This is a genomic window from Bacillus sp. JNUCC-22, from assembly GCF_018861275.1.
GTDB lineage: Bacteria > Bacillota > Bacilli > Bacillales > Bacillaceae > Bacillus > Bacillus velezensis.
This window is the reverse complement of sequence record NZ_CP076408.1, coordinates 1,297,381-1,313,693: the sequence shown is the minus strand read 5'-3', so window position 1 is coordinate 1,313,693 and position 16,313 is coordinate 1,297,381. Positions and strand designations below refer to the sequence as shown.

At 44.9% G+C, this 16,313-nt stretch carries 15 protein-coding genes and 1 pseudogene; 5 read left to right on the top strand and 11 right to left on the bottom strand.

Features of this window, described 5'->3' with window-relative positions:
- Positions 1 to 31: 31 nt before the first annotated feature.
- Both JNUCC22_RS06840 and JNUCC22_RS06835 read right to left on the bottom strand, forming a co-directional pair.
- Positions 32 to 529, bottom strand: coding sequence for a methylated-DNA--[protein]-cysteine S-methyltransferase (locus JNUCC22_RS06840; RefSeq protein ID WP_108654846.1), 498 nt, complete (start codon positions 527 to 529; stop codon positions 32 to 34).
- Complete coding sequence (locus tag JNUCC22_RS06835; protein WP_216062227.1) at positions 526 to 2,745, bottom strand: PAS domain-containing sensor histidine kinase; 2,220 nt, start codon at positions 2,743 to 2,745, stop codon at positions 526 to 528. The genes JNUCC22_RS06840 and JNUCC22_RS06835 overlap by 4 nt, the downstream gene beginning before the upstream one ends.
- Positions 2,746 to 3,000: 255 nt before the next feature.
- On the opposite strand from JNUCC22_RS06835, the gene JNUCC22_RS06830 reads away from it, so the two are divergent.
- The gene (locus JNUCC22_RS06830; RefSeq protein WP_007408475.1) at positions 3,001 to 4,023 is read left to right on the top strand and encodes an acyltransferase family protein; all 1,023 of its coding nucleotides are present in this window, start codon (positions 3,001 to 3,003) and stop codon (positions 4,021 to 4,023) included.
- A 41-nt stretch (positions 4,024 to 4,064) separates the two neighbouring features.
- Here the strand turns inward: JNUCC22_RS06830 and JNUCC22_RS06825 are convergent, their stop codons facing one another.
- From JNUCC22_RS06825 to htpX, 4 genes are all read right to left on the bottom strand, one after another.
- Entirely contained in the window at positions 4,065 to 4,235 is a 171-nt protein-coding gene (locus JNUCC22_RS06825) for a hypothetical protein (protein WP_007408476.1), read from the bottom strand.
- Between the two features lies 1 nt (position 4,236).
- A complete protein-coding gene (locus JNUCC22_RS06820) occupies positions 4,237 to 4,911 on the bottom strand; it encodes a DUF421 domain-containing protein (RefSeq protein ID WP_032864618.1) in 675 nt (224 codons plus the stop codon).
- 94 nt (positions 4,912 to 5,005) lie between these two features.
- Complete coding sequence (locus JNUCC22_RS06815) at positions 5,006 to 6,358, bottom strand: TrkH family potassium uptake protein (RefSeq protein ID WP_007610933.1); 1,353 nt, start codon at positions 6,356 to 6,358, stop codon at positions 5,006 to 5,008.
- A gap of 158 nt (positions 6,359 to 6,516) precedes the next feature.
- Positions 6,517 to 7,410 (bottom strand): protease HtpX, encoded by an 894-nt coding sequence (gene htpX / locus JNUCC22_RS06810; protein ID WP_007610932.1) that lies wholly within the window; start codon positions 7,408 to 7,410, stop codon positions 6,517 to 6,519.
- Positions 7,411 to 7,557: 147 nt separating this feature from the next.
- Between htpX and JNUCC22_RS06805 the strand changes: the two genes are divergently transcribed.
- Both JNUCC22_RS06805 and JNUCC22_RS06800 read left to right on the top strand, forming a co-directional pair.
- Positions 7,558 to 8,259 (top strand): DUF1836 domain-containing protein, encoded by a 702-nt coding sequence (locus JNUCC22_RS06805; protein WP_007610930.1) that lies wholly within the window; start codon positions 7,558 to 7,560, stop codon positions 8,257 to 8,259.
- A 135-nt stretch (positions 8,260 to 8,394) separates the two neighbouring features.
- Positions 8,395 to 8,589, top strand: a complete 195-nt coding sequence (locus JNUCC22_RS06800) for an alpha/beta-type small acid-soluble spore protein (RefSeq protein WP_003154717.1) — start codon at positions 8,395 to 8,397, stop codon at positions 8,587 to 8,589.
- Between the two features lie 6 nt (positions 8,590 to 8,595).
- Here the strand turns inward: JNUCC22_RS06800 and JNUCC22_RS06795 are convergent, their stop codons facing one another.
- The 4 genes and pseudogenes from JNUCC22_RS06795 to JNUCC22_RS06780 all read right to left on the bottom strand — a co-directional run bounded on the left by JNUCC22_RS06795 (position 8,596) and on the right by JNUCC22_RS06780 (position 12,391).
- Positions 8,596 to 9,765, bottom strand: a complete 1,170-nt coding sequence (locus JNUCC22_RS06795; RefSeq protein ID WP_014417566.1) for an anti-sigma factor domain-containing protein — start codon at positions 9,763 to 9,765, stop codon at positions 8,596 to 8,598.
- Positions 9,762 to 10,517: an RNA polymerase sigma factor SigI gene (sigI, locus tag JNUCC22_RS06790; protein WP_044801321.1), complete on the bottom strand. Its 756-nt coding sequence runs from the start codon at positions 10,515 to 10,517 to the stop codon at positions 9,762 to 9,764. The genes JNUCC22_RS06795 and sigI overlap by 4 nt, the downstream gene beginning before the upstream one ends.
- A 276-nt stretch (positions 10,518 to 10,793) precedes the next feature.
- Positions 10,794 to 11,691 (bottom strand): annotated as a pseudogene (locus JNUCC22_RS06785) (TerC family protein).
- A 130-nt stretch (positions 11,692 to 11,821) separates the two neighbouring features.
- Positions 11,822 to 12,391 carry a DedA family protein gene (locus JNUCC22_RS06780; RefSeq protein ID WP_108654849.1) on the bottom strand — a complete coding sequence of 190 codons (570 nt, stop codon included), beginning with the start codon at positions 12,389 to 12,391 and terminating at the stop codon, positions 11,822 to 11,824.
- 606 nt (positions 12,392 to 12,997) lie between these two features.
- Between JNUCC22_RS06780 and JNUCC22_RS06775 the strand changes: the two genes are divergently transcribed.
- Together JNUCC22_RS06775 and JNUCC22_RS06770 are read left to right on the top strand one after the other, a co-directional pair.
- Entirely contained in the window at positions 12,998 to 13,879 is an 882-nt protein-coding gene (locus JNUCC22_RS06775; protein ID WP_108654851.1) for a non-homologous end joining protein Ku, read from the top strand.
- Positions 13,880 to 13,881: 2 nt separating this feature from the next.
- On the top strand, positions 13,882 to 15,717 hold the full coding sequence (locus JNUCC22_RS06770) for a DNA ligase D (protein ID WP_108654852.1): 1,836 nt from the start codon (positions 13,882 to 13,884) through the stop codon (positions 15,715 to 15,717).
- A gap of 9 nt (positions 15,718 to 15,726) precedes the next feature.
- Here JNUCC22_RS06770 and JNUCC22_RS06765 read toward each other — a convergent pair whose 3' ends face one another.
- Positions 15,727 to 16,281 carry a YkoP family protein gene (locus JNUCC22_RS06765; protein ID WP_007407215.1) on the bottom strand — a complete coding sequence of 185 codons (555 nt, stop codon included), beginning with the start codon at positions 16,279 to 16,281 and terminating at the stop codon, positions 15,727 to 15,729.
- Positions 16,282 to 16,313: the final 32 nt, after the last annotated feature.

The following is a 16,313-nucleotide window of genomic DNA, read 5'->3' as shown; positions in this document are numbered from 1 at the left end:
GGACGTGAAAAAACGGAACGTGCCATACGCTTTATTTTTCTTTATAGGATATTTGTTCGATGTTCAGCAGCACCGCTTTTACATCCGTCTTCGTGCCCGCGTATCCCGTTAAGGCGCTGTTTTTGCCGATTACCCGATGGCAAGGGATCAAAATCGGCAGCCGGTTTCGTTTATTGGCTTGTCCGATGGCGCGCACCGCTTTCGGTTTTCCGATCGCTTCAGCCATATCGCCGTAGCTTCGGGTTTCCCCGTAAGGAATCATCGTCAGCGCGTTCCATACCCTTTCCTGAAAGGGTGTGCCTTTTTGTCTCAGAGGCAGAGAGAATTGCTTTCTTTCTCCTGAAAAATATGATGCCAGCTGCTGTTTCGCCTCCGACAGCAAAGCGGTTTCGCACGGCTTTACGCCGGGCGCGTCTTTCCGCCATTCCTCAAAATCTTCCCCGGTGAGAAACAGGCCGGTAATAAAGCTCTCTTCCTCTGTTACGATGACGGTTCCAAACGGCGCTCTCACACTTGTAAAACAGATCATTCCCCGCTCCTTCTTTCCTCGGTATTCTGCCGGACCGGAAGCGTCAAATGAAAAACCGTGCCCTTCCCTTCTTCACTTTCCACATGAATGCGGCCCTGATGCTCTTCGATGATTTTATAGCTGACCATGAGGCCGAGGCCCGTTCCCCTGTCTTTTGTCGTGTAAAATGGTTCACCCAGACGTTTTAATTTGTCTTCGGAAATGCCTGTTCCTTCATCTTGAATAGAAATCAAAATATGGTCTTGATCAGAAGACTGAATGGTCACGTAGATATTGCCGCCGCCCGGCATGACTTCAATGGCGTTTTTTAAAATATTGATAAACACCTGTTTTAATTGATTCGGTTCACAGTAAATCGGCGGGATGTTTCCGGTCAGGTTCAGATGGATCTGCACATTGACAAGATTGGCCTGGGCATTCAAAAGATCAGCCGTGTCTTTCATAATCTGCGTCACGTCTTTTTCTTCATATAATATCGCCTGGGGTTTCGCTAAAATTAAAAATTCAGTGATGATAGACTCGATGCGTTTTAATTCTGAGGTAATGACGTTAAAGTACAGAGAATATTCGCCTTCAATGCTTCCTTGAAGAAGCTGAATGAACCCTTTCAGCGCCGTCATCGGGTTTCTGATTTCGTGGGCGATGCCCGCCGCCAGCTCCCCTACAACATGAAGAGTGTCGGATTTCCGCAGCCTCTCTTCAAGCTCTTTGGCCTCTGTGACATCTTTAAAGATTGCCAGATTCATATTTTGAATGATATTTCTTTTGAAGGAGAATTCCAGTTTGCGGCTGTCGCTGCTGCTTAACAGGAAGGGGATTTCATTATCCATTCCTTCTAAATCAATCTTTCTGGCGGGAACACCCGCGTTTTCAATATCAAATAGAGAAAGAATATCCGGAACGGTGTACGCTCTCAGCTCCTCATCCGGCATACCGAGTATACGGCTTGCGAGAGGATTCGCGTCAATAATGCGGAATTGGTTGTCAAATAAGACCTTGCCGTCCATTGAGCCGTTGAATACTTTTCTGAATTTCAGCTCGCTTTCCCGCAATTCTTTTTCCATCCGCTTACGATCGCTGACATTTCTTAAAATGGTTAAATGCTGACCTTCAAGTATGGTTCGTTTTGATGTGAACTCAAGCTCTTTAAATTGGCCGTTTGCCATCTGAAACAGCATTTCTTCACGGATTTCTCCGTATTTTTCATATTTCTTCTTAATCTGCTTGTATTTTTTCTGCGGATCAACGATAAACGTACATAAATTCCGCTCCACCAGCTTATCCATCGGCAGTTCGAAAATGCGGCACGCCGATTCGTTTGCTTTGGCAATCTTTCCGTCATCAGACCAAATGACAATCGCGTCCATGGCGTTTTCAAAAATTTCGCGGAGTCGCTCTTCGCTTTTAAAGAGTTTCAATTCCATCAGCCGTTTCTCTGTTATGTCTCTCATAATAGACATGTAGAACCCGCTGATTAAGTTGGACGTAATCGTAAATTCAAACAGCTTCTCTTCGCCCGACCGAAGCTTGACAGGCAGTTCTCCTTTGGCGTTTCCTTTTCTGCGGAGGGTTTCCCAGATTTCTTTCAGATGCTTTTTGTTTTCTCCGTCGGTAAAATGGCGGAGCGACAGATGGGACAATTCATTCTGGCCGATCTCAAAGCTTTTGCAAAAAGAGAGGTTCGCATCAATAAACCCGCCGTCCTTATCAAACAGCACGATGCCGTCGACAGCCCTGTCAAACAAATCTTTAAACAGCTGCTCGTTCATGGAGAATTCGCGCTCTAATATTTTTTTAGAGGAGATATCCCTCATCACCACAAAAAAATAATCCTCCCCAATTCCGTCTCTGGCGAGGAATTCAATGTATTTCGTCGCGCCGCTGTCAAGCTTAATCGGCACCTCTTTCCACAGATGGCCTTTTTTTAAAAACTTTTTCACGGCCTTATTCAGTTCTTCCTGAGGCACGGAATATAAAAAATCCAGGACTGAGCGGTTAATGAGGCTCTCTGCCTCAATCTGCATCATCCGGGCCGCAGCCTCGTTCGCCTGGACGATTTTCATTTCCTTACGGCATATAAAAATGGCATCAAGCGTGTTATTCATAATCACGTGATACCGGTTCAAATCACTCTTCAGGCGGTCATTTTCCTCTTTCATCCGCTTCAGCTGCTCTTTCAGCGACTCGTTTGTTTGCAAATCCAGAGTTTCAGCCATTCAGTACACTCCTTCTTCAAAAACCTATCCTTCAATATTTCTACAAAATACCTCATCTTCCTTCATTCGCCCTATACATTTCAGAAAATTTCAATGATATGACAAGTTAAAGTCTTTTTCTACGATCCTTACCTCCCCATTACATCATCCTAACAATCCCTTTTGTCCTCCTTCAATTTTTTGTTTTTTATTTTAAAATGAACACCAACAGGAAATAATCATGCAGTGGATGATTTTTGAAGAGAAGGTGATGCTATGACAAAATCGCGAGACAGTTACTTTGACAACGCCAAGTTTATCTTGATTTTTCTGGTGGTGTTCGGCCATATCCTCCGGTCATTTATTAACGGAAATGAGTTTATGCTCCATCTCTACAAATTCATTTATACTTTTCATATGCCGGCCTTTATCCTGGTTTCGGGCTATTTCGCAAAAAACTTTAAGCGGAAAGGTTATGTGAAGAAGCTGGCTGTGAAGCTGATTATTCCGTACTTGATTTTTCAGGGCATTTACTCAGTTTTTTACTATTTGATTCAGGATGAAAGCATGGCAAGCGTCAATCCGATTGATCCGCAGTGGTCTCTCTGGTTTTTAGTCAGCTTATTCTTTTGGAATCTGCTGCTTTACCCCTTTACGAAGCTGCCGAAAATGTGGGCGCTTGGGGCGAGCTGCGGGCTTGCCGTCATGATCGGGTATCTTGATTTTATCAGCAGCACGCTGAGTCTTTCACGGACGTTTGTTTTTCTACCGATGTTTCTCGTCGGGTTTTATTTAAAGAAACAGCACTTTGATTTGCTTCGGGCTAAAAGAGGCAGGCAGATTGCCGCGGGCGTACTGGGGATTGTTTTCCTGTTATGCTGGTGTATTGATTTTGATTACTCGTGGCTGTTCGGATCGGAGCCTTATTCTACATTCGGCACAGTGTCGCTGTTGAGCGGTCTGTCGCGCATCGGCTGGTATGTTTTGGCCTTTGCCGCCACTTTCAGCTTTTTGGCGCTCGTTCCGCAAAAGCGTTATTTCTTTACGAAATGGGGGACGAGAACGTTTTACGTGTATCTGCTGCATGGATTCATTATAAAAACGCTGCGGCAGATCGGGCTTGAAGATCACTTGTCTGATTATCAGAATTTAGTCATGCTCTTAATTTTAACGGCCGCTCTTACGTCCATTCTCTCCAGCAATGCGGTGAAAACGGCCGCACAGCCGTTTATTGAGCTGCGGATCACCGGCTGGCTTGAAGCGGTGAAAGGAACAAGAAACGGTGCTTATTCGAAATAATGCAAAATACCTCTTAAGCGTTGCCGCCTAAGAGGTATTTTTTATTGTTTGCGGTCTTCTTTTTTCTTTGGCTTCGTCTGTTCAAGCGTTTCAATCCATTTTCCGGCGTTATAATCACCGAGCTCGCTTGCAAACTCTTCTTCAAGCAATTTAGGGTCCATCGGCTTTTTATGGTTTTGCATGTCTTTGCTGTGGCGGTTTTTTTTCGTCATGTTACTCGCCTCCTTGTTTGCCGTGTTTTGATTTGCGGTTTGCGCCTCTCAGTCCGGGATCACCGTCATATTGTGTTTTGTATGCATCTTTGTCCATGCTCTCAGTCGGTGTGTTGTTGTTGGTCAAAGCTTCATTCTTTGCTGCTTTGCGTTTCATTTGATTTCCTCCTTCTGTCAGCAAATCTGTTTTGAATTCATCAAGCATTTCTTTCAAGTCGCGCACTGTCACGTTTTTGGCCTCATCAATGAGTTCATAGCCGATCTGTCCGTTCGGCTCAAGCAGCACATATTTAAAATCTTGAATGTCTCCGAGGCCTTCCTGCCTGATCCTCATTGACAGCTGAGCTTCGGTAAAACGCATTTTTTTTAAGTTTTCCGGGATGATTTTTCCGTTTCTGACAACGGCGACGGTTTTTCCTGAAAATAAAAACTCAAAAAAGCTTGATTTGATTTCTAAATATTCCATCAGGATTAATACCGCAATAAAAATCGCCGCCGCGAAAATGGTTTCCCATAAATTATGTTCAATGAACGGCTGAATAATAATCGAGCCGATCGAAATCATGATGACTGTCTGGGTCACCGACAGCTGGCTGATTGATTTCCGTCCGGCAATCCGCAATAAAAAGGTACCGACCGCTATCATAACTACCGACTTCCAAAATACGGCAAACAATGACGTCACCTCTTTACAAGTAGAATCTCCAAAGAAACTGTTTCCACACATCCATTTTACGGCAATAAAAAACACCGCTTTCTAAAAAGCGGTGTCAGCCGATAATCATTCTTTCCTTCGGATAGTGATAATTTGCTTCGATTTCTTTTCGGCCGATCAAATAAAGGAACGTCAAAATGCCGATCCGGCCGATAAACATGACAATCATGATCACGCATTTTCCGATGTCGCTTAAATGCGGAGTAATCCCAAGCGACAGGCCGGTCGTTCCGAATGCGGAACACACTTCAAAAAGCAGTCCGAGGAGCGTCTGATTTTTCTCCGTCACGGACAGAATCAGCGTCGATCCGAACACGAGCAGAATCGCCATCATCGTGACGACCAGCGACTTCATGACATCAGCCTGATGAAGCTCGCGTTTAAAGACCTTGACCGCTTTATTCCCCCGGGCAAAATGAAACAGGGCAAGCAGGTTAAGCGCAAATGTCGTCGTACGGATTCCGCCGCCGACCGAGCTCGGTGATGCGCCGATAAACATGAGGGCGCAGATGAAAAATAATGTCGGCGCCGACAGCTGGCTGATATCAATTGTCGCAAGCCCGCCGCTTCGCGTAGCGGTTGATTGAAAGAGACATAAAAATAAAACATCATGCCAGCTTTTCCCCTTCATGACATGGCTTGCTTCAAGCGCATAAATGCCCACGGCTCCGAACAAAACGAGCATTCCGAACGTAACGGTCGTAATTTTCGTAAACAGCGTGAATGAGTATCTGCGCTGTTTTGAAAACAAAAAGTCTTTTACTTCTACGAGCACCGGAAAACCGATCGCACCGAAAATAATCAGAAGCATCGTAATAAACTGCACGAAATAGTCATGTCTGAACGGGACGAGTGAATTTCCCGTAATATCAAAACCGCCGTTTGTCGTGGCGCTGACGCTCGCAAAGAATCCATGCAAGTACGCCTGTTCAAACGAATCATAATACGTTAAAAAATATGTTCCTAAGATGATGCCGCCTAAAAACTCGATTAATAAAATCAAAAACAGCACTTGCTTCATCAGGTTGACGATACCGGAAAACTGCGATTGATTCTGATCCACCATAATGAGCTTCCGTTCCCGCAGACCGATCCGTTTGCCCATAATGAGCCAGACGAATGTTCCGAGCGTCATGATGCCGATTCCGCCGAATTGAAGCACGAAAGCCAAAATGACAATCCCGGCCGTGCTGAATGTATCAGCCGTGTTGACGACCGTTAAACCGGTGACACTGACTGAGCTGACAGCCGTAAACAGCGCGTCTATAAACGACCAGCTGGCCCCTTGTTTGTGGGCGGCCGGCAGACTTAGCAAAATAAATGCCACCGTTACAGCAAGAAAATAATATAATGCAATCAGCTGTGCAGGCGACAAGATCTGTATGAATTTCTTCAGTTTTAATTTCATAAGATAGTTCCTTCTGCCTCTCAAATGTAGTACGTAATTATTCTAATGATATTGGGAGAATTTTTAAAGGTCTTTTTAGAAAGATTTTTCATTACCTTATGTAATTTGCCGATCTTTAAACAAAAAACCTCTGAAACGATTGTCAGAGGTTTTGTTGATTATTTTGCTTCCAGCCTGCGGATACGCTCATCGAGATCAGGGTGTGTGGAGAACAGTGACGAATGCTTTTTGCCGTTAATTTTTAACGTCTGCACCGCCGTCTGGTCCTCTTCATTCACATGTCCTGTATAAGACTTCAGCGTACGCAGGGCGTGAATCATTTTATCCTTGCCGGCAAGGTCTGCACCGCCGCGGTCAGCGTGAAATTCTCTATGACGCGAGTAGGCGAAGACGACAAGACTGCCGAGAATGGAAAAGATAATCTGAAACACGATCATCGCGATAAAGTGAACGACCGGCGCGAGGTCTTCTTTGACAAAGCGGCTTGCAAACCATGCCGCGATTCGGGAAAGGAATACGACGAACGTATTGACGATTCCCTGCAGCAGCGTCATCGTGACCATATCACCGTTTGTGATGTGTGCGACTTCATGGGCAAGAACCCCTTCCACCGCAGCATCATCCATCTGCTGCAATAAACCTGAAGAAACTGCGACAAGCGAACGGCGCTTAGAAGGCCCGGTCGCAAAAGCATTGACCTCCGGGGAATGATAAATGCCGACTTCAGGCATTTTCGTCATCCCTGCGGCACGGGACAATCTGTGCACACGGTCAACCAATTGCTGTTCTTCATAGCTGAGCGACTGTTTCTTCGGATTTAACACCCGGACGCCCATCATCGTTTTGGCCATCCATCTGGACATTCCGAGAGAAATAAAAGAACCGACAAAACCGACGACAAGACTGAACACGAGCAATGCCATCAGATCAATGCGGCCATTTTGTATATACGAGCCGACACCGGTAACGCTTGTAATAATCGTAAGCACAATTCCGATTGTCGTAATGACCAAAAGGTTCGTTAAAATAAACAGAAATATTCTTTTCGCCATAATTACCTCCGTCTTTTTTAAGATCAAAAGAACTTATTTACTTAAATTATAAATGATCTGTTTGAAAATGCAACATTTTCGACGTATGATGTTAATGTAATTCTCATTGATATTAGAAAGTAACACGTAATCAATCAGAGGTGAACCATGAACACGTTTAAACTGACCCGAACTGATATGGTCCGGCTTCTTTACGCGTTAAAAGGCCAAGGAGACGCAACCCCTCTCCAAATCTTATTGCAATCAGCGGATATGACCTTGGATGAAGCGGAAAGCCGTCTGCATATCCCTGAATTTCTTACGAGATTCGAACGAAAAAAAGAGAAAAAGGAATACGGGCTTTCAACTAACGAGATTGTCGAGCTGGGAAATCTGTGCGAGCTGACGTCTTTAAAATCAACCGCCGTCCAAAACTGGGTGAAGCGCGATATTAAAGATTTAATCGGCCACCCCTTACTCGGCAAAAAATATACAATTGAACAAGCTGTCATCCTTCTCATTGTACGTGATTTAAAATCAATTTATGACTTCGAACATATACGCGGCATATTAAAAATCGCTTTTAACACGATCACAGACAGATCAGATGACGTCATCAGCCCGATCAGCTACTATGAAAGCTGCGCCCAAGTGATTGATTATCTTCATCATAAGGCAAACCCGCCGATGAAGGAAACGAGCCTGCAGGAGCTCGTCGAAGAGCAGACGGACAAGCTCAAAGGCTGCTTTAAAGAACTCGGAAGCGGACAATGGAACGATATCAGATCCATAATCGCCGTCACGGTGCTCTCCGTTTTGACTTTCCATATTCAAGCCTCAGCCTACAAAATGATCAGCCATTTATTATAATTCATAACGCTTCTTCGCCCCGGTGTCTGCGCCGGGGTTTTTTTGCTGTACAACAATTGCCAGCATAATCAATACCGTTCCGTTTGAAACTAAAATGCGAAAACACATCTTGCCAGAGAAAAGGAGATGAAAAAGATGGCGAGCAGAAATAAACTCTTAGTTCCAGGGGCTGAGCAGGCACTTGACCAATTTAAATACGAAGTGGCTCAAGAATTCGGCGTGAACCTTAGCTCTGATACAGCAGCACGCGCAAACGGCTCTGTAGGCGGGGAAATGACAAAACGTCTTGTACAGCAGGCTCAATCACAATTAAACGGGAAAAATCAATAATGCAGCTTATTCGCCGGGACTTCTCGGCGAATTTTGATATTTATCGGCATTCTCCTTTCCGTGCCGGTAGCCGTTCGGATTCCTTCGGTCTGACGAATCTTCATGATGCCGATAGGATTCCCAATGTTCATTGCGATCATGATTCCAGTAATGATTGTAATACTTTTGCTTAGGCTCTTTGTCATTTCCGTTTTCCTGAGGATTTTGTGTTGGGGGCTGCTCTGTTTCCCCATCTTGTTCCTTTTGTGTGTTTTCCTCTGATCCGGAAGCTGCATTTTTTTCGGTTTGCTGATTGCCGTCCTGACTGTCCGGCTTCGCTTCTTCCGTACCGGGCGTTGTTTCATTGTTTCCCGGCTTCTCTGCTGCCTTTTCTTCATCAGGAGCTGTCTTTTCATCAGCCGCCGGCTTGTCTGTGTCCGGCTGCTCGCTTTGATCAGCGTCTGTTTCGGTATCTTTTTGATCTGTTTCATTGCCGTCGGTTTGCTTTTCAGGCTGTTTTTCTTCTGTTTTCTTTTCGTTTCTTCTTATGTAGCTGCCTGTTGACATCCCTTCCTGTTTTGCTTTTTCTCTTGTTTCCATATCAGATTCAAGCGATTGGACCTGGTAGGTGCCCTTATATTTTTCAGTCATGTCAGCCAGCTGTTTTTTAACGCCTTTTTTATATGTATTGTCATCTGTATTTTCATAAACCGTGGAAATTAAAATCTCTTTTGATTCCTTTACATATCCATGCTTGCTGCAATCGGTAATAATATTACTGATGACTTCCTTAAAATCGCTGCTTTTCCAATCTCCAATGTCACTGATGACCTGTTTGGCGTCATGGTTCAGCGGTGTCAGTTCAATGACTTCATATTTGCTGTTTAAAGCCATTTCAATGCTGGGATTAATGTCAAGCGTCATATATGCGTAAGCTTTGTTATCAGAAAAAACCGGGAGCAAAATTAAAATAAACAAAATAATAGCAGTCATCGTAAACACTCCCAATTTAAAAGGGCGCAGTTTCAGAAAATCAAAAAAGCTGGCCCTTCTTCCCATACGCGTTTCGCCTTCGAACGTAATTTCCTCTCCGATTTCACAAGTGCGGTGATCATTTTTTGTTTTTAAAAATTGTCCGTCAGGGGTTAGCAACGTGACGAATTTTTTATTTTTCTCTACTATGATCCCTCTTCTCATGAGTGCAACACCCCTTTAAGATAATCTTTTAAATAAATATAATCACCGGTAATAATAATACTCATGGCGATGATATATTTTCTGTTCCGTTCGATCGTTTTTCTGCTGACCGACACGAGCTGCTCCAGCTGTTTGACAGGAAGCTGTTTTTTATGGTGCAAAATGGACGCCAGCTCTTCATTTTCAACAAGCGTGTAGGCTACCTTAATCGCATTCTGCCTCGCATCTGTATGCTTCGGCGATTGTTCCAGCAGCTCTTTAAAAGACAGGCCGTATTCTTTCAGCTGCTTCTGAAAAAAAAGAATTTCTTCCCGGCGCTGTTCCTGTTCTATCTGTTTGCGGTATTCATCAATGGAAAGCTCCGCTTCGATAAGGCTCTGCGAAGATTCCTGGTCGTCGCCTTCCTGCACATCCATATTGATATGCTGAGCGGTTCTTGCTTCTTTTCTGATATAGTCTATCACTTTTCTTTTTATAATCAGCTCTGCAAATGCAAGCAGCGAATTACCTTTTTCAGCCGAATATTTTTCAATGGCTTCGTTAAACGCGATCAGCCCGATGCTGAATTCGTCGTCTTTTTCATCTATATATCGTTTACAAACGGATGAAACCGTCTTCGCGATAAAAGGCTTATATTGCTGTATTAAATCGTTCTGCAGATCTTTGTCGCCTTTTTGTATTTTTTCAACAGATGTTTCAAGCGTTTGCTTCTTTTTTCCCAATTTAAACAAAAGGCTAAGCACTGGTTTCACCTCAGTTCCTCCCTATAACTACTCATAATCATAGCTAATTTAGTAGGGATTCGCAAAGGAAGAAAAAGAGAAATCGATTTCATTTGTCTCAATTATGACAAGCCAATAAGACGTACTATACATGATTTCGTGCCCCCATGCAGAATTAAGGGGGTTTTCTCTGTGTTTTTTGTAACAATGCTGTTATAAAATTGTTATCATATGTCTTAAATGTAAGCGCTTCAAACAAAAAAGGGAACCTGCTTTTTAAAAAGCCAGACTCCCTTTTTGATCATTTTACGCGTGTTCTCTTTTTTCCGATGCCGCGCCAGACTCTATTTGTTTTGCTCCTGACATAAACCATCCGCAAATCGCAATGGCAGCCAGAACCGCCCAGAAAATGATTTTCCAGGCCGCCGAATGGATGACATCTGCCGGAATTATACCGAGTTCCTCATGGGCCAATGTATAAAGAGCGAGCTTCACGCCTACCCATCCGACAATCACAAATGCCGCCGTTTCAAGGCCCGGCCTGGTTTTCAGTAAGGATACGAACATTGATGCCGCAAAACGCATAATGATTAAACCGATTACGCCGCCGGCTAAAATAACGAGAAACTGACCGCCGTCCAAGCCGCCGATGGCAGGAAGCTGTGTTCCCGGGAGCGTTACGGCAAGCGCGACCGCCGCTAAAATGGAGTCAACGGCAAAAGCGATGTCCGCGAGCTCCACTTTCAAGACAGTCTGCCAAAACCCGCTTTCTTTCTGCGTTTTCTGACCGGCGTTATCTTTAAATACATACCGCTTCAGCAAATGGCTGACCGCAATGTAAAACAGATATAAAGCGCCGACGGCCTGGACCTGCCAAACATTCACCAGAAAAGAAATGGCGAACAGCGACCCGAAACGCAAAATAAATGCGCCCGCCAATCCGTAAAATAAAGCCTTCTTCCTTTGTTTTTCAGGAAGATGCTTCACCATCACAGCCATCACCAGCGCGTTATCCGCCGCCAAAATCCCTTCCAGCCCGATTAAAACGAGAAGAACCCATCCGTACTCCAATAATAATGCAAAGTCCAATCCATTCCCTCCGTTTCTTTTTTCTATCATCCGAGCTTATACCGGCGGTTTTTTACGCAAAAAAGACCTTTGCCGATATAAGGCAAAGGTCTTGCTAGACATGAATGATTGGCATGCCAACAAAGCCGATGGATATGATCCATGAATTGACGACTTTGTTTCCGGAATATCCGGACGCTACTCCCCTTTGGGATTTCAAGAAATATTTGTTTATACGCTCATGATAAAGCCTGTTTCATCATTTGTCAACGCTTAACTTTTTTAACAAATTGAGAAATTTCTTCTGTTTTGGCCCGCTGTTTTCTTCTCTTTAAAAACATCCAAAGAATGAGAAGCAACACAATGAATATACCGAGCGGCAGCATATATTGATCGAGAATGGAACCGACGCTTTTCCAATTTTCCCCGAGTTTCATTCCGAGGTATACGTAAGCAAATGTAATCGGCAGCATCGCTGCATATGTATATAGAGAGAACACCCAGACATTCATCTTCGCAATGCCGCACGGTAAAGAAATCAGCGTCCTGACCCCCGGTATAAAACGGCCGCTGAACGCGACCAAACCTCCGTGCTTCTGAAAGAAATCATCTGATTTCTGCAGGGATTCGGGTTTTAGCCATATATACTTTCCATATTTCAGCAAAAACGGCCGACCGCCCAGCCTGCCGATTCCATATAAGACAAGCGGACCTGAAACACCGCCGAGCGAACCGGCAAACACGGTCCCGGCAAGTGTCATATCCCCTTTTGAGACCCAATAGCCCGCAAGCGGAAGAACAATTTCCGCCGGGATGAATTCTATACTGAGCGCCAAAAAAATTCCGGCGTAAGATAAGCTTTTAAACGCTTCAATTATTGATATGATGAAATCTTCGATGATTTATCACTCCCGGCTTACGTCTATATTCTGAAACTTAAGAATGATTTTAACACAAAACCTTGAGTCTGAAATATCTTTTAGACATGCCCGTTATAAATGTGAGTCGTTTCAGATCGGTATAGCGGGAGGGAATGACATGCGCAATACAACGTCCCGCCTGTCTCCTGATTGCTTGTCTGGCGGCGGTTATATCACTTAAGTTCTCCGGAAAAATCACCCCTCGCGGTAAGCAGCGGCTGACCGCGGATTCAGTTCATATGGGAGCGGGAAATTTTCTCAGTCACTACATGGGAATGCGGGGCATTTCCCGGGGAATGATTTTGTATAATCTTTTTGATCACCGCTGATGATTTTCAGGGACTTCAGCGCTTTAAAGAACTTACCGATTCACTGATTGTAAATAAAGAATTCATTTCCTTTTCAGCCGACCATTTCCGCCTGAGGAAATGGAACAGCCGCTCCATGCCGCATCACCCATAAGTTGCTACACATGGAACGGACCCGTTTATCCACAATAAAGACAAAAAGGAGTTTTTATTCATGCACACGATGTGGAAGGGTTCGATCAGTTTCGGCCTCGTCAATATCCCGGTCAAGCTCTTTGCGGCCACTGAAGATAAAGATATAAAATTCCGCAGTCTTCATAAAGAAGACCATGCGCCGATTAAATACGAAAAAATCTGCACCGGATGTGAAAAGAGTCTGGAGCCTGATGAAATCGTGAAAGGCTATGAGTATGTAAAAGGGAAATACGTCATTATGACAGACGAAGACTTGAAAAACGTAAAACAGGAACATGAAGAAAAGGCGGTTGAGATTGTTGACTTTGTCCAGCTGCAGGAAATTGATCCGATTTATTTTAACCGGTCGTATTATGTCGGGCCGGGAGATAACGGCACAAAAGCCTATACACTTCTGCGGGAAGCGCTGAGGACGACGGGTAAAATCGGGATTGCCTCCATTACGATCCGCTCTAAACAGCAGCTTGCGATTCTTCGCGTGTATGACAATTGCATCGTGATGGAATCCATTCATTATCCGGATGAAGTCAGAAATGCCGGACATGTGCCGGGCGTTCCCGAGCAGACAGCCGTTAATGAAAAAGAGCTGCAGACGGCGATTACGTTAATTAATGAGCTGACAACCGAGTTTGACCCAGAACAATACGAAGACACATACCGGAAAGCCCTTCTCTCTAAAATTAACGATAAGCTCGAACATGAAGAAGCGGGCGTGACACCGGCTGCTGCCGGCCCGCGCGAAGATGTCATCGATCTTGTCAGCGCGCTTCAGGCAAGCATTGACCGGACGAAGCGGCCGGATCGCGAACAGGCTGCACCGGCGCGGACAAAAGACGCCGCGTCAGCAGGCGGCGGAGGCAAAAAGCAGAAGACGACCAGACAAAAAGCCGGAACGTCTTAATCATGGTGCTGACGATGCAGCCGATTTTGACCTCTGTACCGCCTGAAGGCAGTGAGTGGCGCTATGAGGTAAAGTATGACGGATTCCGCTGTCTTCTCCGCATAGATGAAAGCGGCGTTACATTAACCAGCAGAAACGGACAGACGCTGACGAATCAATTTCCGGAAATCACGGCTTTTGCGGCCCGGTGTTTTCAGCACATGAAAGACAGGTTCCCCATTACGCTTGACGGAGAGCTTGTCTATTTAATCAATCCGTACAGAGCGGACTTTGAGCATCTTCAAATCCGCGGTCGTTTAAAACGGACGGAAGCAATTGAAAGCACCGCTGATAGACGGCCGTGCCGCTTTCTGGCATTTGATCTCCTCGTTCTGGAAGGCGCGGGCACCGTCACATTACCGTATGTGAAACGGAAACGCGCCCTTTCCAAACTGTTTAAAGAAGCAAATCTTCCCGCCTGCCCTCATCACTTAGCGGAAGAAGCGATTCAATACATTCCGGAACACACTGACTTTGATGTGCTTTGGGACAAGGTCGTCCGCCATGACGGAGAAGGTATCGTAGCAAAAAGAGCATCAAGCGGCTGGGCGGAAAATAAACGCTCTCCCGACTGGCAAAAGTATAAACATATGAAAACGGCACATGTGCTATTAACCGGGTTTAATCCGAAGAACGGGTATGTAACGGCCTCTGTTTTAAAAGACGGCACCGCCGTCCCGATCGCTTCCGTTTCCCACGGCATGCAGGCGGAAGAAAAAAACGCCGTCAGAACCATTATGGAGACCCACGGAAAAAAACAAAAAAGCGGCGAGTATACACTTGAGCCTTCTATCTGCATGACCGTGCAGTATTTAACCATATTGCAGGACACGCTGCGTGAAGTATCTTTTGTGTCTTTTCAGTTTGAAATGGATTGGACGGAATGCACGTATCAGCAGCTTATCCTTCACTCTAAAACGCTGCCGCCGAAGCTGCAGTTCACAAGCCTGGATAAGGTTGTTTTTAAAAAACGTGAAAAAACGAAAGCAGATTTCCTTAGTTATATGGTGAAAATGAGCGATTTTCTTATGCCCTTTCTTAAAGATCGGGCCGTCACGGTGATCCGTTATCCGCACGGCGCGCCCGGCGAATCTTTTTTTCAAAAAAACAAACCGGACTACACGCCGGACTTTGTCTCAAGCGTGTTTGACGGGAGCCACGAGCACATCGTATGCAGCAGCATACCGTCACTTTTATGGCTGGCTAATCAGCTGGCGCTTGAATTTCACGTTCCGTTTCAGAAAGTTCATTCTGAAAGGCCCGCAGAGATTGTCATTGACCTTGATCCCCCGTCAAGGAATGATTTCCCTATGGCTGTGGAGGCTGCGCATGTGCTGAAACAGCTGTTTGACTCATTCAGCATTACGTCATTCCCGAAGCTCTCCGGAAATAAAGGCATTCAGCTCTACATCCCGCTTTCACCGGAAGCATTCACCTATGAAGAAACCCGTGCGTTCACAATGCTCATCGCCGATTATTGCGTCAGGACGCGCCCGGATCTTTTTACGACAGAGCGGTTTATCAAAAACCGAAACGGCAGACTCTACCTAGATTATTTGCAGCATGCCGAAGGGAAAACCATTATCGCCCCCTATTCGACCCGGGGCAACGAATTGGGAACGGTTGCGGCTCCCCTTTATTGGAGCGAAGTCAACTCCTCTTTAACACCTGATGATTATACGATCGATACAGTAGTGAACCGCGTCAGGACAGAGGGAGATCCGTTTTATGATTTTTACAGGAATCCGCAGGACGGCCCGCTTTCAATCGTGCTTGAGCAAATCAAGAGAAAGAGCTGACGCTTTTTGTCAGCTCTTTTCAGTCTGATACGTGCACATCAATTTTTCTTTGGAAATAAATAAATAGCAGGAATAAGGAATGTTTTTGAGGGTGAGCTGTTTTGCAGTAAAGTATAAAATGGGAATATGGGCCGCTTTCTTAAACAGCCTGTAGCAGCCGCTGGACGGTTTTATCACATCAAAACCGAGTCTCGCCGCTCCTTTATGAAGCATTGTAATGCCGACGACTCCCTTAATCTCGTCTTTCCGTTTATGCTGGTTAATATAATCCGCTAAATGAGGCATGGATTGATATACCTTCTGATATAGCATAATCCCCCTTCTGACCGCGCTTTCAATAGGCTGCAGCTCTTTCAGGAGTTTGACATTATGAAGATGAATTTTAACTAACACGTCGTTTTTTTTAATTCTGGTTCCGTCGCTCAGGATGACTTCTTTTCCTTTATATCTAGTCAAACGGACGCGGAATACATTCGATTGCCGTTTATCAATCAGCGTCAGCCGGGTAAAGAAGAAATAAAGCGGATCAAGTAAGTACCATATAGACAGCAGACAGCTTCTCACATGTTCACCTTCTTTATATTCAAAGCACCCTC